The organism is Paraburkholderia acidisoli (assembly GCF_009789675.1).
Taxonomy (GTDB): Bacteria; Pseudomonadota; Gammaproteobacteria; order Burkholderiales; family Burkholderiaceae; genus Paraburkholderia; species Paraburkholderia acidisoli.
This window is the reverse complement of record NZ_CP046914.1, coordinates 887,734-911,120: the sequence shown is the minus strand read 5'-3', so window position 1 is coordinate 911,120 and position 23,387 is coordinate 887,734. Positions and strand designations below refer to the sequence as shown.

General features: G+C 64.5%; 20 protein-coding genes. 13 read left to right on the top strand and 7 right to left on the bottom strand.

The genetic code is table 11. The features are described from left to right. Positions 1 to 6: 6 nt before the first annotated feature. Positions 7 to 1,557, bottom strand: coding sequence for a MocR-like pyridoxine biosynthesis transcription factor PdxR (gene pdxR, locus FAZ98_RS18230; protein ID WP_158952699.1), 1,551 nt, complete (start codon positions 1,555 to 1,557; stop codon positions 7 to 9). A gap of 169 nt (positions 1,558 to 1,726) precedes the next feature. On the opposite strand from pdxR, the gene FAZ98_RS18225 reads away from it, so the two are divergent. From FAZ98_RS18225 to FAZ98_RS18210, 4 genes are all read left to right on the top strand, one after another. Beyond that, complete coding sequence (locus FAZ98_RS18225; protein WP_158952698.1) at positions 1,727 to 2,824, top strand: ABC transporter ATP-binding protein; 1,098 nt, start codon at positions 1,727 to 1,729, stop codon at positions 2,822 to 2,824. A 149-nt stretch (positions 2,825 to 2,973) separates the two neighbouring features. Beyond that, entirely contained in the window at positions 2,974 to 3,999 is a 1,026-nt protein-coding gene (locus FAZ98_RS18220) for an ABC transporter substrate-binding protein (protein ID WP_233272828.1), read from the top strand. 133 nt (positions 4,000 to 4,132) lie between these two features. Further along, positions 4,133 to 5,413 (top strand): ABC transporter permease, encoded by a 1,281-nt coding sequence (locus FAZ98_RS18215; RefSeq protein ID WP_158952696.1) that lies wholly within the window; start codon positions 4,133 to 4,135, stop codon positions 5,411 to 5,413. A 9-nt stretch (positions 5,414 to 5,422) separates the two neighbouring features. Further along, complete coding sequence (locus FAZ98_RS18210) at positions 5,423 to 6,262, top strand: ABC transporter permease (RefSeq protein ID WP_158952695.1); 840 nt, start codon at positions 5,423 to 5,425, stop codon at positions 6,260 to 6,262. A gap of 80 nt (positions 6,263 to 6,342) precedes the next feature. On the opposite strand, the gene FAZ98_RS18205 is transcribed toward FAZ98_RS18210, so the two are convergent. Further along, positions 6,343 to 7,818, bottom strand: a complete 1,476-nt coding sequence (locus FAZ98_RS18205; RefSeq protein WP_158952694.1) for an amidase — start codon at positions 7,816 to 7,818, stop codon at positions 6,343 to 6,345. Between the two features lie 519 nt (positions 7,819 to 8,337). Between FAZ98_RS18205 and FAZ98_RS18200 the strand changes: the two genes are divergently transcribed. Both FAZ98_RS18200 and FAZ98_RS18195 read left to right on the top strand, forming a co-directional pair. Beyond that, positions 8,338 to 8,940, top strand: coding sequence for a response regulator transcription factor (locus FAZ98_RS18200; protein WP_158952693.1), 603 nt, complete (start codon positions 8,338 to 8,340; stop codon positions 8,938 to 8,940). Positions 8,941 to 9,025: 85 nt separating this feature from the next. Then, a complete protein-coding gene (locus FAZ98_RS18195) occupies positions 9,026 to 9,403 on the top strand; it encodes a gamma-glutamylcyclotransferase family protein (protein ID WP_158952692.1) in 378 nt (125 codons plus the stop codon). A 135-nt stretch (positions 9,404 to 9,538) separates the two neighbouring features. Here FAZ98_RS18195 and acnA read toward each other — a convergent pair whose 3' ends face one another. The 5 genes from acnA to FAZ98_RS18170 form a co-directional block, all read right to left on the bottom strand. Next, entirely contained in the window at positions 9,539 to 12,256 is a 2,718-nt protein-coding gene (gene acnA / locus FAZ98_RS18190) for an aconitate hydratase AcnA (RefSeq protein ID WP_158952691.1), read from the bottom strand. 75 nt (positions 12,257 to 12,331) lie between these two features. After that, positions 12,332 to 13,783, bottom strand: coding sequence for a bifunctional 2-methylcitrate dehydratase/aconitate hydratase (locus tag FAZ98_RS18185; protein WP_158952690.1), 1,452 nt, complete (start codon positions 13,781 to 13,783; stop codon positions 12,332 to 12,334). A gap of 19 nt (positions 13,784 to 13,802) precedes the next feature. Continuing rightward, positions 13,803 to 14,336, bottom strand: coding sequence for a hypothetical protein (locus FAZ98_RS18180; protein ID WP_158954021.1), 534 nt, complete (start codon positions 14,334 to 14,336; stop codon positions 13,803 to 13,805). Positions 14,337 to 14,603: 267 nt separating this feature from the next. Continuing rightward, positions 14,604 to 15,614, bottom strand: coding sequence for an HpcH/HpaI aldolase/citrate lyase family protein (locus tag FAZ98_RS18175; protein ID WP_158952689.1), 1,011 nt, complete (start codon positions 15,612 to 15,614; stop codon positions 14,604 to 14,606). Positions 15,615 to 15,797: 183 nt separating this feature from the next. Continuing rightward, entirely contained in the window at positions 15,798 to 16,784 is a 987-nt protein-coding gene (locus tag FAZ98_RS18170) for a malate dehydrogenase (protein WP_158952688.1), read from the bottom strand. 618 nt (positions 16,785 to 17,402) lie between these two features. On the opposite strand from FAZ98_RS18170, the gene FAZ98_RS18165 reads away from it, so the two are divergent. The 7 genes from FAZ98_RS18165 to gltA all read left to right on the top strand — a co-directional run bounded on the left by FAZ98_RS18165 (position 17,403) and on the right by gltA (position 23,321). Beyond that, positions 17,403 to 18,197, top strand: a complete 795-nt coding sequence (locus FAZ98_RS18165) for a GntR family transcriptional regulator (RefSeq protein WP_158952687.1) — start codon at positions 17,403 to 17,405, stop codon at positions 18,195 to 18,197. Between the two features lie 149 nt (positions 18,198 to 18,346). After that, positions 18,347 to 18,763 (top strand): succinate dehydrogenase, cytochrome b556 subunit, encoded by a 417-nt coding sequence (gene sdhC / locus FAZ98_RS18160; protein ID WP_158952686.1) that lies wholly within the window; start codon positions 18,347 to 18,349, stop codon positions 18,761 to 18,763. 3 nt (positions 18,764 to 18,766) lie between these two features. Continuing rightward, positions 18,767 to 19,135 (top strand): succinate dehydrogenase, hydrophobic membrane anchor protein, encoded by a 369-nt coding sequence (gene sdhD / locus FAZ98_RS18155; RefSeq protein ID WP_158952685.1) that lies wholly within the window; start codon positions 18,767 to 18,769, stop codon positions 19,133 to 19,135. Between the two features lie 4 nt (positions 19,136 to 19,139). Further along, positions 19,140 to 20,915, top strand: a complete 1,776-nt coding sequence (gene sdhA / locus FAZ98_RS18150) for a succinate dehydrogenase flavoprotein subunit (protein ID WP_158952684.1) — start codon at positions 19,140 to 19,142, stop codon at positions 20,913 to 20,915. A 28-nt stretch (positions 20,916 to 20,943) separates the two neighbouring features. Further along, positions 20,944 to 21,645: a succinate dehydrogenase iron-sulfur subunit gene (locus FAZ98_RS18145; protein ID WP_158952683.1), complete on the top strand. Its 702-nt coding sequence runs from the start codon at positions 20,944 to 20,946 to the stop codon at positions 21,643 to 21,645. 15 nt (positions 21,646 to 21,660) lie between these two features. Continuing rightward, positions 21,661 to 21,927, top strand: a complete 267-nt coding sequence (locus FAZ98_RS18140) for an FAD assembly factor SdhE (protein WP_158952682.1) — start codon at positions 21,661 to 21,663, stop codon at positions 21,925 to 21,927. Between the two features lie 92 nt (positions 21,928 to 22,019). Continuing rightward, positions 22,020 to 23,321 (top strand): citrate synthase, encoded by a 1,302-nt coding sequence (gene gltA / locus FAZ98_RS18135; RefSeq protein WP_158952681.1) that lies wholly within the window; start codon positions 22,020 to 22,022, stop codon positions 23,319 to 23,321. Positions 23,322 to 23,387 lie beyond the last annotated feature (66 nt).

The following is a 23,387-nucleotide window of genomic DNA, read 5'->3' as shown; positions in this document are numbered from 1 at the left end:
GTTGAATCAACCCACGCGGCGCCGCTTGCGCGGCTGCGCGAACGCGTGCGTTTCGATCACTTGCGCGAGCGTCGCGAACGCGGGCGCGATCTCGTCGTGCGGCACGCAGGCGTAACCCGTCAGCAGTCCCTGGTGTTGCTGGCGCGTGCTGTAGTAGGCGGTGAGCGGACGCACGATCACGCCCGCTTCGAAGGCCGCCGCGGTGATGGCGCGATCGTCGGCGTCCTCGGGCAAACCGAGCACGAAATGCAGGCCCGCTTCGTCGCCCATCACGGGCAGCGCGTCGCCGAAATGCTGGGTGACGGCGTCGATCAGCAACTGGCGGCGCTCGCCGTACAGCGTGCGCATGCGGCGCACATGCGAGGTCAGGTAGCCGTCCATGATGAACTCGGCGAGCACGGCCTGCTGCATCAATTGTCCTTCGCGATACAACTCGGCCACGCCGGTGCGGAAGGTGGCCGCGAGCCGTTCCGGCACGACCATGTAGCCAATGCGCAAGCCCGGAAACAGCAGCTTGCCGAGGCTGCCCACGTAAATCACGCGGTCGGAATCGTCGAGTCCTTGCAGCGACGCGAGCGGCCGGCTGCCGTAGCGGAACTCGCTGTCGTAGTCGTCCTCGACGATCCACACCTTATGCTGGCGCGCGTATTCGAGCAGCATGCGGCGGCGCGCGAGACTCATCACCATGCCGAGCGGATATTGATGCGAGGGCGTGACGAGCGCGATGCGCGGCGGCTCGCGCAAGTCGGCTTCGCGTGGGTTCAGGCCTTCGTCGTCCACGGGAATGGGCGCAAGCGTGAGCCCCGAAGACTGCAGCACGCTGCGCGCGCCCCAGTAGCACGGTTCCTCCACCCACGCGCGATCGCCCACATCGGCGAGCAGGCGCACGGCGAGATCCATCGACTGATGAATGCCGGTCGTGATGATGATCTGCTCCGGCGTGCAGCGCACCGAACGCGCAACGCGCAGATAGTCGGACAGCGCGCGCCGTAGCGGCCGGTAGCCGCCGCCGGGCGCGTAAGTCAACAGCCCGTGATTCGCCGATTTCCACAGGCGCGCCTGCAAACGGCTCCACGTGCGCGCCGGGAATTCAGCCACGTCGGGCACGCCCGGCATGAACGCGCCCCACTGTTTCGCGGATACGCCGGCCTGGTCGATCAGGCGCTGGCCGCGCTTCGACATGTCGCCGCGCGGGCAGGTCTCGCGCGCTGGCTCGCCGGCCGCTTCGTCGGGCGCATTGCCGGCCGCGCCTTCCGCGTTCGCGGCGGGGTTCACGGCGGCGCTGTCCGGGCGCGTGTCGGCCACGTAGGTGCCGCTGCCGGTGGACGAGATCACATAGCCTTCGGCGCTCAACTGGTCGTACACGTGCAGCACCGTGTTGCGCGCCACGCCCAGATCGCCCGCGAGCGTGCGCGAACTCGGCAGCTTGGTGCCGGGCGCGAGCCGGCCCGTGAGTATGGCCTGCTGCATGAGTTGCAGAAGCTGGCGGTAGGCGGGTTCGGCGCTGTGTTTGTCGAGTTGCGCCGCGAGCCAGTCGGACAGGATCACCATGGCCAAGTGGTTCCATCGGGAATAATGAAATGGCTCCATTGGATAGAGCCGAACCCATCTATAGTAATTCGCACGTCAGTTCTGGTTAATGCCTGTGTCAGGAAATTTTTAACCGGAGTACAAAAGCAGTGCGTGCCGCTGCAAACATCTGAGGAAAAAAGGAAGGAGACGGCGAATGAAGACCTCGGACGTGATCGTCAGTTTTCGTGGCGTGCGTAAAACCTATGACGGCGAAACGCTGGTTGTGAAGCAGCTCGATCTGGATATCTACCAGGGCGAATTCCTCACGCTGCTCGGGCCGTCCGGCTCAGGGAAAACCACGTGTCTGATGATGCTCGCGGGTTTCGAATTCCCCACGGGCGGCGAGATTCGTCTCGAAGGCAAACTCCTCAATAACGTGCCGCCGCACAAGCGCGACATCGGCATGGTGTTTCAGAACTACGCGCTGTTCCCGCATCTCACGGTCGAGCAGAACGTGGCGTATCCGCTGGGCGTGCGCAAAGTGCCCACGGCCGAACGCGCGCAACGCGTGAACGACGCGCTCAAGATGGTGCGCATGGAAGGCTTCGCGAAGCGCTATCCCGCGCAGCTTTCGGGCGGTCAGCAGCAGCGCATCGCGCTGGCTCGCGCGCTCGTGTTCCAGCCCAAGCTCGTGCTGATGGACGAACCGCTCGGCGCGCTCGACAAGCAGCTGCGCGAACATATGCAGTACGAATTGAAATCGCTGCACGAAAAGCTCGGCGTGACGTTCGTCTACGTCACGCACGATCAGGGCGAGGCGCTCACCATGTCGGACCGCGTGGCCGTGTTCGATAAAGGCATCGTGCAGCAGCTCGACAGCGTGGACCGGCTCTACGAGTCGCCGTGCAACGAGTTCGTGGCGAACTTTATCGGCGACAGCAACCGGCTGCGCGGCACCATCGCCGCCGTGGATGGCGAGTACTGCGAAATGCATCTCGCCGACGGCACGCGTCTCAAGGGCCGCAACGTGGCGGGCGCGCAGGCGGGCGCGAGCGCTATCGCCTGCATCCGGCCCGAACGCATGAAGCTCGCGCAACGCGACAGCGCTCGAAGCAACGGCGCGAACGCGCTCGCGGGCGAGGCGCGCGGTCTCATCTATTTCGGCGACCACGTGCGCATGCGCTGCGGTCTGCCTCAACAGGACGAGTGCTTCGTGAAGGTGCCGCTCGGCACCGAAGCGCTCGACGCTTTCGCGCCCGGCCAGCCGGTCGCGCTCGAGTTCGCGCCGGAGCATCTGCGCGTGTTCGCCTGAGGCGCGCGGGCGCGGCGCGCGTAGTCGTGCGCGGCGCTTCGTTACGCGTTTCGATGTCTGGACAACCGGGTTCGCGGCGTTCGCCGCCAGGCGCCCGGCATGACAAACCACCAAGGAGAAGGGGTTACACCATGAAGCAGATCGGCACCATGCGCATTGCAGCGGCCGCGGCCGCGCTCGCACTTTCGTTCGGCGTGGCGCACGCCGCGGAACTGACCGTCGTGAACTTCGGCGGCGCGAACGGCAACGCGCAGAAGGCGGCGTTCAACGAGCCGTTCCAGTCGCAAACGGGCAACAAGATCACGGCCGTGGAATACAACGGCGAGCAGGCCAAGGTGAAAGCCATGGTCGAAGCGAAGCACGTGAACTGGGACGTGGTGGAAGTCGAAACCGGCGACATCGCGCGCGGCTGCGACGAAGGTCTCTACGAAAAGCTCGACTGGGCCAAGCTCGGTAGCAAGGGCGACTTCATGAAGGCCGCGCAGCAGCCGTGCGGCGCGGGTTTCTTCGTCTGGTCCACGGCGCTCGCCTATAACGGCGACAAGCTGAAGACGGCGCCCTCGGGTTGGGCCGACTTCTGGGACGTGAAGAAATTCCCGGGCAAGCGCGGCATGCGCAAGGGCGCGCAGTACAACCTCGAATTCGCGCTGATGGCCGACGGCGTCGCGCCGGCGGACGTCTATAAGGTGCTCGCGACCAAGGCCGGCCAGGACCGCGCGTTCAAGAAGCTCGACGAACTGAAGCCGAATATCCAGTGGTGGGAAGCGGGCGCGCAGCCGCCGCAGTTCCTCGTGGCCGGCGACGTGGTGATGTCGACAGCCTACAACGGCCGTATCGACGCCGCGCAGCGCGAAGGCAAGAACCTCAAGGTCGTGTGGAACGGCAGCATTTACGACCTCGACTACTGGGCGATTCCGAAGGGCACGCCGAACAAGGCGCTGGCCGAGCAGTACATCGCCTATACGCTTTCGCCGAAGCCGCAGCAGGACTACGCGCAGCACATCGCCTACGGTCCCGTGAACGCGAACGCGATCAAGTCGCTCGACGCGAAGACGCTCGCCAATCTGCCGAACTCGCCGGCCAACGGCAAGAACGCGGTGCAGCAGAACCTCACGTTCTGGACCGATCACGGCGACGAACTGGAGCAGCGGTTCGCTTCGTGGGCCGCGAAGTAAGCGAGGTTTGCGGCCGCGCACGTCGCAGTGAAGGCGTGCGCGGCGCGTGGACGGCGCCCTCGGGCGCAGGACCGGAGCCGGCGCGGGCACTCGTGCGCGGCCTCCGGTCGACAGGAGACTGGATGTGACAACGATGACGACCGCGACCAACGTAGCGAGCAGCACCGCGCGCGAGGAAAGCGCGCGCCTCAAGCGCGAGCTGCGCGTGGCGCAGGCAAAGAAGCGCACGATGGCGCTCATGCTGATCGCGCCGCTCGCGATTTTTCTGCTGCTGATTTTCGTGGTGCCGATCGCCGCGCTGCTCACGCGCGCCGTGCAGAACCCCGAAGTGGCCACCGCGTTGCCGCATACCATCGCGGCGTTGCGCGACTGGGACCGCAAGAGCGCGCCGCCCGACGTGGCCTATGTGGCGCTCACGCAAGACCTCACGGCGGTGCAGGACGGCGACGCCATGGGCGCGCTCGCCCGCCGCCTGAACGTGGAGATCGCGGGCTATCGCTCGCTCGTGGCCAAGACCGCGCGCGCCATGCCGCTCGCCGGCGACGACGGCAAGCCGCTCACGCTCACGCCCGCGCAAACCCACGCGAAGCTCGCCGAACTCGACGACCGCTGGAACGACGTAGCGTACTGGCAGGCCATCGCGAAGAACGGCTCTCGCTATTCGCCGTTCTATCTGCTGGCCTCGCTCGACCATCGGCAGGATGCGTTCGGCCATATCGTGGCCGCCGACCCCGATCAGCAGATCTACCTCGACGTGTTCGGCCGCACCTTCGTGATCAGCGTGTTCGTGACGCTGTTCGCGCTGCTGCTCGGCTATCCGCTCGCGTACTGGATTTCCACGCTCTCCGAGCGCCGCGCGAATCTCGTGATGATTCTCGTGCTGATTCCGTTCTGGACGTCGATCCTCGTGCGCGTGGCCGCGTGGATCGTGATCCTGCAAGGCGAGGGCCTCGTCAACAAGGCGCTGATGGGCAGCGGGCTCGTCTCGCATCCGCTCGCGTTGCTGTTCAACCGCGTGGGCGTCTACATTTCGATGACACATATTCTGCTGCCGTTCATGGTGCTGCCGCTCTACAGCGTGATGAAGTCGATCCCGCCCACCTACCAGCGCGCGGCCGTGTCGCTCGGCAGTCATCCGTTCGCGGCCTTCTGGCGCGTGTACGTGCCGCAGACGTATCCCGGCGTGGGCGCGGGCGTGCTGCTCGTCTTCATCCTCTCGATCGGCTACTACATCACGCCCGCGCTGCTGGGCGGTCCCGGCGACCAGATGGTCAGCTATTACGTGGCGTATTTCACCAACGTGTCGATCAACTGGGGCATGGCGTGCGCCTTGGGCGCGCTGCTGCTGGTGGCGACCACGGTGCTGTATTTCGTCTACGGGCGCTTCACGCGCACGCAACTGAGTCTCGGCTAAGGAGCGAGCATGAAATTCGCGAAACCGCTCTTTGCGCCGCACACGTCGGCAGTCGAACGCGTGTGGTATTTCGTGCTGCGCGCGCTCGTCGTGCTCACGCTGCTGTATCTGATCCTGCCCGTGCTCGCGATCGTGCCGCTGTCGTTTTCGTCGAGCACGTTCCTCGTGTACCCGATTCCGGGCTGGTCGCTGCGCTGGTACGAAAACCTCGTGATGTCCGACGAGTGGCGCATGGCCGCGAAGAACAGCTTTATCGTGGGACCGGCGGCCACGGTCGTGGCCACGGTGCTGGGCACGCTCGCGGCCATCGGCATCACGAAGGCCGACTTCCGCGGCAAGGCGCTGCTGATGGCGGTGCTCATCTCGCCGATGATCGTGCCCGTGGTGGTGGTGGGCGTGGGCATGTATCTGTTTTTCGCGCCGCTCGGGCTCGCCAACACGTATCTCGGGCTGATCCTCGCGCATGCCTCGCTGGGCGTGCCGTTCGTCGTCACGACAGTGGCGGCCACGTTGCAGGGCTTCAATCACAATCTGGTGCGCGCGAGTCTGTCGCTGGGCGCGAATCCGGTCACGACGTTCTTTCGCATCACCTTGCCGGTGATCGCGCCGGGCGTGATCTCGGGCGCGTTGTTCGCGTTCGCGACGTCGTTCGACGAAGTGGTCGTCACGCTCTTTCTCGCGGGCGCCGATCAAACCACGCTGCCACGCCAGATGTTTACCGGCATCCGCGAAAACATCAGCCCGACGATCGCCGCGCTCGCCACCATCCTCATCGTGTTCTCGACCTGCCTGCTGCTCGCGCTCGAATGGCTGCGCGGCCGCAACGCGGCGCGTGCCGTGAAAGCGTGACGCGGTTTCGCGCGACGTAAAAAAACAGCGCCTCGGCGCTGTTTTTTTTTGTTCGGTCGATCCCGATCGAGCGGCGACGATCAAGCGCTCAAGGCGGGCGGCAAACGTCGTTTGACCCATTGCGTGGCCTGATCGTACGCATGCGCGAGTTGCAGCACGCGAAGATCGGCGTGCGGCTTGCCGATGATCTGCACGCCCATCGGCAGACCTTGCGCGTTGAAGCCCGCGGGCACGCTGATCACGGGCAAGCCCGCGAGACTCGCGCCGATCACGACTTCCATCCAGCGGTGATACGTGTCCATCACGCGGCCCGCGACCGACTTCGGCCAGGGCTCGCGCGCGTCGAACGGGAACAGTTGCGCGCTCGGCAGCGCGAGATAGTCGTAGCGCTCGAACAGCGCGAGCAGCGCGTTGTACCACTGGCTGCGCGTGACCGTGGCGTTCCACACGTCCTCGCCCGAAAGCTTCAGGCCGCCTTCCACTTCCCACTGCGCCTCGGGCTTGAGCAGCGCGCGCTGCTCGGGATTGCGGTAGAAGCCGCCCAGCGTGCCCGCACACGAGAAGTGCCGCAGCGTCAGCCACGTTTGCCACACGCGTTCCATGGCGAAGTCGGGGCGCGTGGGATCGACCTTGCAACCGATCGCCTCGAACTGCGCGAGCGCGCTTTCGCACAGCGCGAGCACGCCGTCTTCCATCGGCAGATAACCGTCGTAGTTGCCGAGCCAGCCGATGCGCGACCCGCTCACGTCGCGTTCGAGCGAACCCGCGAACTGCGCGGGATCTTCGGCGATAGAGAGCGGCGCGCGCGCGTCGAAGCCGGCTTGCGTGGATAGCAGCATGGCGAGGTCGCCGACGCTGCGGCCCATCGGCCCGGCATAGCCGAGCTGATGGAAGAAGAGATCGTGCGCGGGCACCGAAGGCACGCGCCCCTGCGACGGACGGAAGCCGAACACGTTGTTCCAGCCCGCGGGATTGCGCAGCGAGCCCATCATGTCGCTGCCGTCGGCTACGGGCAGCATGCGCAGCGCGAGCGCCACGGCCGTGCCGCCGCTGCTGCCGCCCGCGCTGCGCGTGGGGTCGTAGGCGTTGAGCGTGGTGCCGAACACCGTGTTGTAGGTGTGCGAGCCGAGGCCGAACTCGGGCGTGTTGGTCTTGCCGATGAAGATCGCGCCCTGGGCGCGCATGCGCGCGGCCATGAGTGCGTCGGTTGTGGGGATCTCGTGGCGAAACAGCGGCGAGCCTTGCGTCGAGGCGAGCCCGGCGGTCGCGGTGAGATCCTTCGGCGCTTGCGGCAGGCCGTGCATCCAGCCGAGATATTCGCCGCGCGCGAGTTGCGCGTCGCGTTCAGCGGCTTCGGCGAGCAATGCGGGGCGCTCGCGCAGCGAGACGATCGCGTTCGCAGCCGGGTTCACGCGTTCGATATGGTCGAGAAACGCGCTCATCACGTCGCGGCACGACACCTTGCGCAGCCGGATCCATTGCGAAAGCTGCAGCGCGTCGGCCATCACGAGATCGTGGGGCGAGGGCGGAACGGGGAATGTCGATGCCTGGTTCATACGTGACTCTCGTTAGCGGATGGAGCAGGGAACGAGCATTGTCGCCCAGGCGGCGCCCGGAGGAAAGGAAACGGCTGGTTGCCGCGTGGACCAATGGTTGCCAGCCCCGGGTCGCCAGCCTGAGTCGCCGCCCCGGTTACCGGATCGACGCAATGAGCGATGCCTCGTCGACATCGCCATATGCTTCGGATTGCCAGGTAATTACGCACTGCGCACCCACTGCGTTCAGCCCGCGACAATGGCGGCACGAGAATTCAGGGCCGGTTCGTCCCCGTTCGGCATGGCACTTTCGTTGACGATTGACTGACGTCGCGTGCACCGCGCCCGCACGGCCAGCCATTGCGCGAACCCGGCGATACGTCTGCGTGCCGCGTGCGTATTGAGCTTTGCGGGTTAACCCGGTCGCCAACGACTCAGGTCGTTTAAGAACTTTCCTATACAAAAACGACCACGTGTCAGTCAGTCTGTGAGATTCCCGCTGAAGGGACAAACGAAACTCACACCGCCATGGAACATCAAATGAAGCGCATCGTCGTAATCGATGATCATCCCATCGTCCTGAAGATGCTCGCCAACGTGCTGAACACGGAATACGAGCTGGTGGGCGAATGCGGTGACGGCGAAGAGGGACTGCGCCTCGTCAACGAACTGCATCCCGATCTCGTGATCCTCGATCTCGAATTGCCGAAGCTCGACGGCTTGTCCGTCATTCGCGGCATTCGCGCGAAGCAGCCGGACGCGCGCATCCTCGTGCTGTCGGCCAAGCCCGAACTGGTCATGGCCAATCACACACGCGTGGCGGGCGCGAACGGCTACGTCAACAAGAATCGCGGTGTGGAGGAATTGTGCGGCGTGGTCAAGGCGGTGCTGCTCGGCTACGACTGCTTTCCGGCCGGCAGTTGCGGCGGCGGCCGCGACATCGCGCTCAACGGCCTCTCGCCGCGCGAAGTCGAAGTGCTGCAATACCTCGCGCGCGGCATGAGCAACAAGGGCATCGCGGCGCGGCTCGGCCTCTCGGACAAAACGGTGAGCACCTACAAGACGCGCGTGCTGGACAAGCTCGGGGTGTCTTCGCTGGCGGCGCTGATCGAGTTCGCAACGCTCAACAAGCTGATCGAGTAAGGCACGGCGTATGGCGCGCGCCGCTGCACGCGCCTGCGGCGTCGCATAAAATTCCTTTCCCAATCACCACGGGCAAGGACCACAAATGACCACGCCAACCCACGCGCGCTCCGAACTCCTGTTTTCCTACGGTACGTTGCAGCTGGAGCCGGTCCAGCTCGCCACCTTCGGCCGCCAACTCGAAGGGCGCGCCGACGAAATGCCGGGCTACTCGCTCGCCATGCTGAAGATCGACGACCCCGAAGTGGTCGCGACGAGCGGCAAGACCCACCATCCCGTCGTCACTTTCACCGGCAATCCCACCGACAAGATCAGCGGCACCGTGTTCGCGATCACGCCCGAAGAATTGCGTCACGCCGACGAATACGAAGTCGCCTCGTATCGGCGTGACAAGGTGCGGCTCGCCTTGGGCGACTCGGCGTGGGTCTATGTGGATGCGAACTCGGCGCGCGCGCCGGAGTAAGCGCGGCCACGCGACTCGCCGCACGCCAACGAACCCGCCAACGCCAACGCGCACGCGAAAAAAAAGCCCGACTTGCGTCGGGCCCTAAGTGTGACCGCACCCGTTGCCGGGCGCGGCACCTGCAAAACCGCTGGCTTACGCTGCGAGCAGCGAGCGCAGCACGAACGGCAGAATGCCGCCGTGCTTGTAGTAGTCGACTTCGATCGGCGTGTCGATACGCAGCAGCACTTGCACGCGTTGATCCTTGCCGTCCTTGTGGTGGATCACGAGCGTCAGATCTTGCTGCGGCTTGAAGTCGTTCGTCAGGCCTTCGATGTCGAAGGTTTCTTCGCCGGTCAGGCCGAGCGACTGCACGCTGTCCGCGCCCTTGAACTGCAGCGGCAAAACACCCATGCCCACGAGGTTCGAGCGATGGATACGCTCGAAGCTGCGTGCGACCACGGCCTTCACGCCCAGCAGTTGCGTGCCCTTGGCGGCCCAGTCGCGCGACGAACCCGTGCCGTATTCTTCGCCCGCGAACACCATGGTGGGCGTACCGGCGTCGATGTACTTCATCGCGGCGTCGTAGATCGAGAGCTGTTCGCCGCTCGGCTGGTGGATCGTCAGGCCGCCTTCCACGCGCGTGCCGTCGGCCTTCGCCGGGATCATCAGGTTCTTGATCCGCACATTCGCGAAGGTGCCGCGCATCATCACGTCGTGGTTGCCGCGGCGCGAGCCGTAGCTGTTGAAGTCGGCCTTCTGCACGCCGTTTTCCTTCAGCCACTTGCCCGCGGGCGAGTCTTCCTTGATCGAGCCGGCCGGGCTGATGTGGTCGGTCGTGACCGAGTCACCGAAGATGCCCAGTGCGCGCGCGCCCTTGACTTCCGGCACGTCCGACGAAGGCTTCATCGAGAATTCGCTGCCGAAGAACGGCGGCTCGGCGATGTAGGTCGACTTCGGCCAGTCGTAGACCTGACCTTCCTCGCCTTCGATCTTGCTCCACAGGTCGCCCTTCTTCGTGAGCTGGCTGTAGTTCTTCTGGAACTCTTCCGGATCGAGCGCGAACTTGAGCAGCGCGTTGACTTCGTCGCTCGTCGGCCAGATGTCGCCGAGATAGATGTCGCGGCCGCCCTTGCCCTTGCCGACGGGTTCCGTCATCAGGTCGCGCGTGATGTTGCCCGCGATTGCGTAAGCCACGACCAGCGGCGGCGAAGCCAGGAAGTTCGCGCGGATGTTCGGGTGAATCCGCGCTTCGAAGTTGCGGTTGCCCGAGAGCACCGCCGCCGCGACCACGTCGTTCTTCACGATCGACTCGTTCAGTTCCGCCGTGAGGTCGCCCGCGTTGCCGATACAGGTCGTGCAGCCGTAGGCCGCGAGTTCGAAGCCGAGCTTCGAGAGGAACGGCAGCAGGCCCGTCTTCGTCAGGTATTCCGTGACGATGCGCGACCCCGGCGCGAGCGAGGTCTTGATGTGCGGCGCGACCGTGAGGCCGGCTTCCACGGCCTTCTTCGCGAGCAGGCCCGCGGCCAGCAGCACGCTCGGGTTCGACGTGTTCGTGCACGACGTGATCGCGGCGATCAGCACGTCGCCGTTGTGCAGCTTGACCTTCTCGCCCGCTTCGTATTCGGCGGCGAGGTCGGCGGCCTTCTTGTTGAAGCCGTTTTCCGCAACCGGCTTCGAGAACAGGTCCGTGAAGGTCGACTTCACGTTGCCGATTTCGATGCGGTCTTGCGGGCGCTTCGGACCGGCCAGCGACGGCGCCACCGTGCTCAGGTCGAGCGTGAGCGTCTTCGTGTAGTCGATCTCGCCGGCCTTCGGCACGCCGAAGAGTTCCTGCGCCTTGAAGTAGTTCGCGAAGGCGTCGATCTCGGCTTGCGTGCGGCCCGTGCCCTTGAAGTAGTCGATGGTTTTTTCGTCGACAGGGAAAAAGCCCATGGTCGCGCCGTATTCCGGCGCCATGTTGCCGATGGTCGCGCGGTCGGGCACGCCGATCGAGGCCGTGCCTTCGCCGAAGAACTCGACGAACTTGCCGACGACCTTCTCCTTGCGCAGCATTTCGGTAATCGTGAGCACGAGGTCGGTGGCCGTGCAGCCTTCGCGCAGCTTGCCCTTGAGTTCGACGCCCACCACGTCCGGCGTGAGGAAGTACACCGGCTGGCCGAGCATGCCGGCTTCGGCTTCGATGCCGCCCACGCCCCAGCCCACCACGCCGATGCCGTTGATCATGGTGGTGTGCGAATCGGTGCCGACGAGCGTGTCCGGGTAGTAGACGGTGTCGCCGCCTTCGGCCTTCTTGTGCACGCCGCGCGCGAGGTATTCCAGGTTCACCTGGTGCACGATGCCGATGCCCGGCGGCACGACCTTGAACGTGTCGAACGCCTGCATGCCCCACTTCATGAACTGGTAGCGCTCGTTGTTGCGCTGGAATTCCAGCTTCATGTTCAGGTCGAGCGCGTCCTTCTGGCGGAAGTAGTCGATCTGCACCGAGTGATCGACCACGAGGTCGACCGGCACGAGCGGCTCGATGACCTTCGGGTCCTTGCCGACCTGCTTGGCCACGCCGCGCATGGCGGCGATGTCGGCGAGCAGCGGCACGCCCGTGAAGTCCTGCAGCACGACGCGAGCGACGACGAACGGGATTTCGTCGACGCGGGACGCCGTGGGCTTCCAGTTCGCGAGTTGCTCGATATGCTCTTCCGCGATCTTCTTGCCGTCGTAGTTGCGCAGCACGGACTCGAGCACGAGACGGATCGACACCGGCAGACGATCGATCTTCACGCCGAGCTGCTTGCCGAGTTGCGGCAGCGAGTAGAACTTGCCTTTACCGGAACCGCTGTCGAATTCCTTTAGCGTTTTGTGGAGGTTGTGGGCCATGGTATTTTCCTTCGTTTAATCGCGGAAATAACGCTACTGCACGTTTGCTGCAATTACCGATTTTCGCCTGATTGCTCAAATCACATACAGATCGACGTACTCGTTCACCGGCATGGCCATGAGCCGCGCCTCGTCGAGCGAGACATCCAGAATCGCCTGCTGCCGCTTCGCGGGGAAGCGGCGCGCGAGGTTGGTGCGGAACTTCTCGATCAGCAGCGGGATGCCTTCTTCGCGGCGTCGCTGGTGGCCGATCGGGTACTCCACCACGACTTCTTCGAGCGTCGTGCCGTCGTTCAGTTCGACGGTGAGCGCATTCGCGATCGAACGCTTCTCCGGGTCGTGATAATCCTGCGTGAATTGCGGGTCTTCCACGCACACGGTTTTGGCCCGCAACGCGTCGATGCGCACGTCGCGCGCCACGTCGTCTTCGTAGTCGGCGGCGGTCAACCGGCCGAACAGCAGCGGCACCGCGACCATGTACTGGATGCAGTGATCGCGGTCGGCGGGATTCGCCAGCGGGCCGGTTTTGTCGATGATACGGAGCGCCGCTTCGTGCGTGCGAATGGTGACGCGCGCGATGTCTTCCGCCGACTTGCCGCGCGCGGCGAGCACGCCGTACAGCGCGATGGCGGCTTCTGCGGCGGTCTGCGCATGGAATTCGGCGGGAAACGCAATCTTGAACAGCACGTTTTCCATCACGTACGTGCCGTAGGGGCGCTGGAACGCGAAGGGCCGCCCCTCGAACGAGACGTCGTAGAAGCCCCACGTTTTGGCCGTAAGCGCGGTGGGATAGCCCATTTCGCCGGTCTTCGCGATGAGCGCGAGGCGTACGGCGCGCGAGGTGGCGTCGCCGGCCGCCCACGATTTGCGCGAGCCCGTGTTGGGCGCATGCCGATAGGTGCGCAGCGCCTGGCCGTCGACCATCGCCAGCGAGACCGCATTGACGAGTTCGTCGCGCGTGAGGCCGAGCATCTGCCCGACCACGGCGGTGGACGCGAGTTTGACGAGCAGCACGTGGTCGAGACCGACCTTGTTGAAGGCGTTCTCGAGCGCGATGCAGCCTTGAATTTCGTGCGCCTTCACCATGGCTTCGAGCACGTGCCGCATGGTGAGCGGCGCTTCACCCCAGGCGATGGCCGTGCGCGAGAGCCAGTCGGCGGTCGCGAGAATACCGCCGAGATTGTCCGACGGGTGGCCCCATTCGGCCGCGAGCCAGGTGTCGTTGAAGTCGAGCCAGCGGACCATCGTGCCGATGTTGAACGCGGCCTGAACGGGATCGAGCTGGAACGAGGTGCCGGGCACTTTCGCGCCCTGCGGGACCAGCGTGCCGGGCACGAGCGGCCCGAGCAGCTTGGTGCAGGCGGGATAGGAGAGCGCCTCGAGCCCGCAGCCGAGCGTGTCGATCAGGCAATGCCGGGCCGTCGTCAGCGCCAGCGCGCTGTCGATGGCGAAATCGAGCACGTAGTCGACGATATCGACCAGTACCCGGTCCGGTTGCGGCCTGACGTTGGCGGTCGGCGCGGACATTGAGGCGTTCTCGCGGTCCTTATTGACCTGCTGCGCCGCTTGCCGGTGCGGCGCGGTTGGCCGGGTTCAGCGCGTTGGCTTGCGTCGGTGCCATGGCGCCGGCTTGCATGGCGGCGGTCTTGCACTCGTCGGCGAGACGCGAGCTGTCCTTGTCCGAGAACAGCATCGCCTTCGTCGGGATCACGACGAGGTCGAGGCCGGTCGCGGCGTCGTGGAAGCGGTCGGCGCCCGTCGTGGTGCTCTGACGCGGCAGGTTGTAGTTCTTTTTGTCCCAGTGAACGGTGACGATCTGGTCACGCGCCATGTCGCCCTTCAGGTCGAACTGCATGCCTTCCGCGCAGCTCCAGTGTTCCGAGCCTTCCGGCACGGCGTCCACCTTGGCTTCCTTGGCGGGGTTGGGCTTGCGCTTGATGATGCGGTGCTTCGGGGCCGGCTTCTTCGGCGTTGCCTTCTTGGCAGTGGTCGAAGTGGTTTGTGCAGCGGCGTCGGTCGCGGCCAGCATCATCGTCGAGGACAGCGTGCCGATGACGGCGGCGATCAGCAGTTTCTTCATGGGTGTCAGAACCTTTATCTCAAACAATCGGTTGATCAGTGCGCGGCTGCGAGGCGCGGCCGCCGGTTGCACTGCGCACGCCCCGTGAGCGCGCAGCGGACGCTATTTTCACCTATTTATCGCCATGGACTTCAATTTCTCCGGCGCGGTGTTGCGGGCGTGGCGACACGTTGTGCGCAGAAACCGGGCCTCGCGCGGGATCGACGGCCGCGGCGCCCGGCCGCGACACGTTGAAAACGTTTTTGGCGATCTCGCGCGGCACCGCCATCAGGCCCGCTCCCGCGCGTCGTTCGCGCCGAACAGCGGCGCGGTTTCCGGCGGCACCGCGCGGCCGGTCGAGCGCGCGCGGCGCAGCACCGACCAATAGTAGCGGTAGCTCGCGCGGTCATGCAGCGTGTCGCCATGGCGCGTGGGACCCCACTGCGCATGCTGCGCGGCCAGCAGGATCTCCGCCGCGGTGACGATTTCCGCCTCGCGCGGCGCGAACGCCGCCACGATCACCGGCACCTGCGCGGGGTGAATGCTCCACATGCGCGTGTAGCCGAACTCGTCGCGGGCGCGGCGCGCGTCGTTCTCGACGATTGCCATGTCGCGCACTTCGGTGCTCACGTTGTGCGACGGCACGCGCCCGAACGCATGGCAGGCCGCCGAGATCTCCAGCTTCGCGCGGCGCACGAGCGGGTGATCGAACTGGCCCGGCGAGCGCATGGCCGTGTCGGGAATCGCGCCGTCGTGCGCGGAAACGAAGTCCATCAGCCCGAAACTCAACGACTCCACGCCGCGCAGCGCCGCGAGATCGAACGCGCGAGCGAGGGCGCCGTGCGTTTCGACCAGCAACTGTACGGGAATCGGTTTGTCGATGCCCATTTCCACGCGCGTGGCCTCGACGAACGCCGTCATTTCGGCGGCGTCGGCCACGGCGCGGATCTTGGGCAGCATGATGAAGGCCGGCGCCCGCCTGGCCGCGCGCAGGATCAGGCGCACGTCGTCGCGCCAATGCGGATGATGAAAGTCGTGAATGCGCACGCCCACGCGGCCGAAGCGGTCGTGTTCGCCGCCGAGGAACGACGCGACCAGTTCCGCGTGTTCGGCTTCGCGGCCGACCTGCGCGCCGTCTTCGCAGTCGAGCGTGATGTCGAATACCGGGCCGAGCTGCTGCTGCAGCGCGAGCGATTTCAGCATCAGCTTCTCGCTGCCCGCGTAGTGATCGCACGCGGGCAGGATGGCGGGTGGCGCTTCGCCGTCAAACAGCACTTCGGCGGGAGTGAGGGCGCGCATCGTCGGCGTCAGGGCTTGGAAGTGGAGAAGAGACCGGATTCGCATGCGTCCTGCGGGCCGAGCCGGGGACCAGGGCGCATGCGGATCGCGGAGGGCGCGGGCGGCGTGCCGTCTTGCCGACGCACGGGCCGCGCCCTGCGAACTGGAGCGGCGCAACGCGCGCGCCCCAGCCTTGCGGTGGGCTTACTTGCCGAGCAGGTGAGCCACGCCGTCGCGCTCTTCCAGCAGCTCGTTGAGCGTGCCGGTCATCTTTTCGCGCGAGAACGCGTCGATTTCCAGACCTTCGACGCGCTTGTACTCGCCGTTTTCGCACGTGACGGGCACGCCGTAGATGATGTCTTCGGGGATTTCGTACGAGCCGTCCGACGGGATGCCCATCGTCACCCACTTGCCGTTCGTGCCGAGGACCCAGTCACGCACGTGGTCGATGGCCGCGTTGGCCGCCGATGCCGCCGACGAGAGGCCGCGCGCTTCGATGATCGCCGCGCCGCGCTTGCCGACCGTGGGGATGAACGTGTTGCGGTTCCATTCTTCGTCGTTGATCAGCTTGGTCAGGTCTTGACCTTCAGCCGTTGCAACGCGGAAGTCGGGGTACATGGTGGGCGAGTGGTTGCCCCACACGGCGAGCTTCTCGATCGATGCGACCGGCTTGCCCGACTTGGCGGCCAGTTGCGAGAGCGCGCGGTTGTGGTCCAGACGCAGCATGGCCGTGAAGTTCTTCTTCGGCAGATCCGGCGCCGACTTCATGGCGATGTAGGCGTTCGTGTTGGCCGGGTTGCCGACCACCAGCACCTTGACGTCGCGGCTTGCCACGTCGTTGAGCGCCTTGCCTTGCACCGTGAAGATTTCAGCGTTGGCCGAGAGCAGGTCCTTGCGTTCCATGCCCTTCGAGCGCGGACGGGCGCCAACCAGCAGGGCGACGTCGGCGTCCTTGAACGCAACCTTCGGGTCGTCGGTGATGACCACGCCCGCGAGCAGCGGGAATGCGCAGTCGTCCAGTTCCATCACGACGCCTTTGACGGCGGCTTGCGCTTGCGGCAGGTCGAGCAGTTGCAGGATGACGGGCTGGTCCTTGCCGAGCAGGTCGCCGTTGGCGATGCGGAACAGCAGGGAGTAAGCGATCTGACCTGCGGCGCCGGTGACGGCAACGCGCTTTGCGGGCTTAGCCATTGAAAATCTCCAGGAGGATGCGTTAGACGCCAGGGTAAAAACGCCATTCTATATGCGCGATACCCGAAGCGTTGGTGAAACAGGCGGTCCTGGCTGCCTGCCCGCGCCACGCCGCGCTTCAGCCGCGGCGCACGCGGGCGGCACGGACCGCCGTGCCGTTAACCTGTGCTGTACGACAAACAAGCGAGGATTGGACGGGGCTGCCCGTATGAGGGAATGGTGACGCTGGCCGCTTCGCGTGTGCCGACTCCTGCAACAGCTCGCTCGGGCTGGTCCACGGATGCGCGGCGCGAAAATGCGGCGAAAACCTGCATGAAGCGCGCCGGCCGGGCGGATCGAAACCTTGACTGCGTGTACTGCGTGACTGCACGAGGGGAACCGCACGAGGCAAGGCGGCATGCGGCGCATTCGCCACAAGTGGAAAGCCGCTGGCGGCGCCCGGATGACTGCTTTCGTGTCTCGAAATCAGCCCGCGAAGCCGCCCGCAAACCCTTGCTCGATCGGCAGTTTAGGAGTCGAAAGGGTCAAAGTCAACAGTATCTTATGTCTTATATAAGACATATCTATTGCGGGCAAAATGCTGGACGCGTAGGGTACCTTTATGTTGAAATGCGCGCCATGAGTGCGAACCCGGCCAGCAACGCGAATCCCCCCGCTCCTGAGAGCGGCGTTTCCGCGTCTGCGTCGGCTTCGCCGTCTCCGACCTTCAGTCCGCTCTATCAGCAGATCAAGGGGCTCATTACGCAGAGCCTCGAGTCCGGCGAATGGAAGCCCGGCGAAATCATCCCCAGCGAAGTCGAACTGGCCGCCCGCTACAAGGTGAGCCAGGGGACCGTGCGCAAGGCGATCGACGAACTGGCCGCGGACAACCTGCTGGTACGCCGCCAGGGCAAGGGCACCTTTGTTGCAACGCACAACGAAGAACGCGCCCAGTTTCGCTTCCTCAGATTACTCGCCGATGACGGCGCCGAGCACCCGCACGTGAGCCGCCTGCTGGAATGCCGCCGCCTGCGCGCCTCCGCCGACATCGCCCGACAGCTCGACCTGCGTCCCGCCGATCCCGTGGTGCTCATCAAGCGTTTGCTGCAGTTCGACGGCGACAGCACCGTGCTCGACGAAATCTGGCTGCCCGGCGGCGTGTTCCGCGGCCTCACGGCCGAACGTCTGGCCGAGTACAAAGGCCCGCTGTACGCGATGTTCGAGGCGGAATTCGGCACGCGCATGATCCGTGCGAGCGAGAAGATCCGCGCGGTGGCCGCGGAGCCCGCCGTGGCCGACGTGCTGCACGTGCCGGCCGGTTTTCCTTTGCTTTCGGTCGAACGCGTGTCCTATACCTATGGGGACCGGCCGGTCGAGGTGCGCAGAGGTTGGTATGTCACAACCGGGTACTACTATCAGAATGATTTGAGTTGAAAAGGCGGCCGCGCGGACGACGCGGCTCCTTCCCCACGCGCCTTCGCGTGCATGCGCCCCAGCCGTTTCCCGCCGAGGATTTCGCTGCAGCGCGATATGAAAAGGCGCTAAAATTGCGAATTAGTGTTACTACATAGTAGGGGTCTAGCATGGCAGAAGCCGCAAAAAAACCGAGGCCGGAATACCGGAACATCGGGATTGGGCAGATCTTGACGGCGTACCGTCTTCCGTTGGCCGGCCGCGTGTCGATCGGCCACCGTGTCAGCGGTGCGTTGTTGTTCCTGTTCTTGCCTTTCCTGTTGTTCCTGTTTGACCAGAGCCTCACCTCGGAACTCAGCTTCGAGGTCTTCAAGGGCTTCCTCTCGAACATCATCGTCAAGCTCGTCGTGCTGGTCCTCGGATGGGCGTTCCTGTTTCACTTCTGCGCTGGCGTGCGCCACCTGTGCATGGACTTCAGCCATGACCTCGTGAGCAAGGAAAAGGGCAAGACGACTTCGCTCGTCGTCGTGATCGTCTCCACGATCCTCACGATCGCCCTCGCGGCAAAACTCTTCGGAGCGTTCTAAAAAATGTCGGCAAAAAACGGTATCGGTCCGAAGCGCCTCGTCGTTGGCGCTCACTACGGCATTCGCGACTGGATCGCGCAACGTGCCACCGCCGTGATCATGGCGATCTACACCGTCGTGCTGCTCGTGCTGTTCTTCGGCGCGCACGACTTCTCGTATGACGGCTGGGCTTCGATCTTCTCCGCACAGTGGATGAAGCTCGCGACGTTCGTCGTGCTCATCGCGTTGTTCTATCACGCATGGGTCGGCGTGCGCGACATCTGGATGGACTACATCAAGCCGGTCGGCCTGCGCATCACGCTGGACGTCCTCACGATCGCATGGCTGCTGGGCAGCCTCGGCTACGCCGCTCAGATTCTCTGGAGAGTGTAAAAGAATGGCTGCAATCAAGAATTCACTGCCGCGTCGCAAGTTCGACGTGGTGATCGTCGGCGCAGGCGGCTCGGGGATGCGCGCTTCGCTGCAACTCGCGCGCGCCGGTCTGTCGGTCTGCGTGCTGTCGAAGGTGTTCCCCACGCGTTCGCATACCGTTGCGGCTCAAGGCGGCATCGGCGCTTCGCTCGGCAACATGAGCGAAGACAACTGGCACTACCACTTCTACGACACGATCAAGGGTTCCGACTGGCTCGGCGACCAGGACGCGATCGAGTTCATGTGCCGTGAAGCCCCGAACGCCGTGTACGAGCTCGAACACATGGGCATGCCGTTCGACCGTAACGCGGATGGCACGATCTACCAGCGTCCGTTCGGCGGCCACACGGCCAACTACGGCGAGAAGCCGGTTCAGCGCGCTTGCGCCGCGGCCGACCGTACCGGTCACGCGCTGCTGCACACGCTGTATCAGCAGAACGTCGCTGCCAAGACCACGTTCTTCGTCGAATGGATGGCGCTGGATCTGATCCGCGACGCCGAAGGCGACGTGCTCGGCGTGACCGCGCTCGAAATGGAAACGGGCGACGTCTACATCCTCGAAGGCAAGACCACGCTGTTCGCCACGGGCGGCGCGGGCCGGATCTTCGCGGCATCGACCAACGCGTTCATCAACACGGGCGACGGTCTCGGCATGGCGGCCCGTTCGGGCATCGCGCTGCAAGACATGGAGTTCTGGCAGTTCCACCCGACCGGCGTGGCCGGCGCGGGCGTGCTGATCACGGAAGGCGTGCGCGGCGAAGGCGGCATTCTGCGTAACGCGAACGGCGAGCGCTTCATGGAGCGCTACGCGCCTACCCTGAAGGATCTGGCGCCGCGCGACTTCGTTTCGCGTTCGATGGACCAGGAAATCAAGGAAGGCCGCGGCGTGGGTCCGAACAAGGATCACGTGCTGCTCGACCTGTCGCACATCGGCGCGGAAACGATTCTGAAGCGTCTGCCGTCGATTCGCGAAATCGCGCTGAAATTCGCGAACGTCGACTGTATCAAGGAACCGATCCCGGTCGTTCCGACCATCCACTACCAGATGGGCGGCATTCCGACCAACATCCACGGTCAGGTCGTCGGCACGCCGAAGGGCCACGAAGAAGTCGTCAACGGCTTCTACGCCGTGGGCGAATGCTCGTGCGTCTCGGTGCACGGCGCGAACCGTCTGGGCACGAACTCGCTGCTCGACCTCGTGGTGTTCGGCCGTGCGGCCGGCAACCACATCGTCAAGCACGTCAAGGAGCTGAAAGAGCACAAGCCGCTGCCGGCAGACGCCGCCGACTTCGCTCTCTCGCGCCTTGCCGAACTCGACAAGTCGACCTCGGGCGAATACGCGCAAAGCGTCGCGAACGACATCCGCGGCACGATGCAGAAGCACGCTGGCGTGTTCCGCACCTCGGCGCTGCTCGCCGAAGGCGTCAAGGAAATCGCGCAAGTCGCCGAGCGCGCGAAGCACATCCACCTGAAAGACAAGTCGAAGGTGTTCAACACGGCGCGCGTGGAAGCGCTCGAAGTGGCGAACCTGGTCGAAGTGGCTCGCGCCACGATGGTTTCGGCCGAAGCTCGCAAGGAAAGCCGCGGTGCGCACGCGCAAAGCGACTTCGAACACCGCGACGACGAGAACTGGCTGCGTCACACGCTCTGGTTCAGCGAAGGCGACCGCCTCGATTACAAGCCGGTCCACATGCAACCGCTGACCGTCGAGTCCGTGCCGCCGAAGGCGCGTACGTTCTAAGGCACACGCCAGTCAAAAGGAATTGGAAATGGCCAAGAGAATTTTTGAAGTCTATCGCTACGACCCGGACAAGGACGCGGCGCCGCGCATGCAAACGTACGAGCTGGACATCACGCACGAGCGCATGCTGCTCGACGCGCTGGTCAAGCTCAAGGAACTGGACGAGACGCTGTCGTTCCGCCGCTCGTGCCGCGAAGGCGTGTGCGGTTCGGACGCCATGAACATCAACGGCAAGAACGGTCTGGCGTGCCTCACGAACCTGAACGAACTGCCGCAGAAGATCGTGCTGCGTCCGCTGCCGGGCCTGCCCGTCGTGCGCGACCTGATCTGCGACTTCACGCAGTTCTTCAACCAGTACCACTCGATCAAGCCGTACCTGATCAACGACACGCCGCCGCCCGAGAAAGAGCGTCTGCAGTCGCCTGAGCAGCGTGACGAACTCGACGGTCTGTACGAGTGTATTCTGTGCGCGAGCTGCTCGACGTCGTGCCCGAGCTTCTGGTGGAATCCGGACAAGTTCGTCGGTCCGGCAGGCCTGCTGCAGGCTTACCGCTTCATCGCGGACAGCCGCGACGAAGCCACCGGCGAGCGCCTCGACAACCTCGAGGACCCGTACCGTCTGTTCCGTTGCCACACGATCATGAACTGCGTCGACGTCTGCCCGAAGGGCCTGAACCCGACCAAGGCGATCGGCAAGATCAAGGAACTGATGTTCCGCCGCGCGGTTTGATGTCGTCATCCTGTAATGGAATCGCATCAGTCTGATCCGCATCGTCGTGCGCGCCTGCGGTGGCGCGCACGGCGCGGCATGCTCGAAAACGATATTATTTTCGAGCGTTTTTTCGACCGCTATGAGCATGACCTCAGCGACGCCGACGTGGGCGCACTCACGCGCCTGCTCGAGCTGAGCGATAACGACCTGATGGACTTGCTGCTCGCGCGCAAGGAACCTGAGGGCAATCTTGCCGACCCGGACGTGAAGCGGGTGCTGGAGCTGCTTCGCAACGTCTGACGCGCGGTGGCGTTCGCAGTGGAACAGCGGACGCCCCGTGTGCGACGTGCAAACTATCGAATCCTGTGTTTATCTTCGATTGAGGATGTGCTATGACCCCGTCTGATGTAAAAGCCACGCTATCGTTCAGCGACAATTCGCCGAGCGTCGAAATGCCGATCTACAAGGGCACGCTCGGCCCGGATGTGATCGATATCCGCAAACTGTACGGTCAGACCGGCAAGTTCACGTACGACCCGGGCTTCATGTCGACGGCCTCGTGCAACTCGGCCATCACGTACATCGACGGGGACAAGGGCGAGCTGCTGTATCGCGGCTACCCGATCGACAACCTCGCTGAAAACGCCGACTTCCTCGAAACCTGCTTCCTGCTGCTCAAGGGCGAGCTGCCGAACCAGGCTGAGAAGGACGAATTCGTGAAGACCGTCACGCAGCACACGATGGTCCACGAGCAGATGCAATTCTTCTTCCGTGGCTTCCGTCGCGACGCGCACCCGATGGCGATCCTGGTCGCCGCAGTCGGCGCGCTGTCGGCGTTCTATCACGACTCGCTCGACATCAACAACGCGAAGCATCGCGAAGTTTCGGCGATCCGCATGATCGCGAAGCTGCCCACGCTGGTCGCCATGGCGTACAAGTACTCGATCGGTCAGCCGTTCGTGTACCCGCAGAACGACCTGTCGTACAGCGCGAACTTCATGCGCATGATGTTCTCGAACCCGTGCGAAGACTACAAGGTCAACGACGTGCTGGTGCGCGCGCTCGACCGTATTCTCATCCTGCACGCCGACCACGAGCAGAACGCTTCGACCTCGACCGTGCGTCTCGCCGGTTCGTCGGGCGCGAACCCGTTCGCGTGTATCGCAGCCGGTATCGCCTGCCTCTGGGGCCCGGCGCACGGCGGCGCGAACGAAGCCGCGCTGAACATGCTCGAAGAGATCGGCTCGGTCGACAACATTCCTGAGTTCATCAAGCAGGTGAAGGACAAGAACTCGGGCGTGAAGCTGATGGGCTTCGGCCACCGCGTCTACAAGAACTACGATCCGCGCGCCAAGCTGATGCGCGAAACGTGCCACGAAGTGCTCAACGAACTGGGCCTGCACGACGACCCGCTGTTCAAGCTCGCCATGGCGCTCGAAAAGATCGCGCTGGAAGACGAATACTTCGTGTCGCGCAAGCTGTACCCGAATGTCGACTTCTACTCGGGCATCGTGCAACGCGCGCTGGGCATCCCCACGTCGATGTTCACGTGTATCTTCGCGATGGCGCGTACGGTGGGCTGGATCGCCCAGTGGAACGAAATGATCGCCGACCCCGAGCAAAAGATCGGCCGTCCGCGTCAGCTGTTCATCGGCGACACGGCTCGCGAAGCCAAGCCGATCTCGGCACGCTAAGCCTTGCTGGCGCACGCGGCCAAACGCGTGCGCGCTGCTGCAAAAAACGCCTCGACGGCTGGTTCG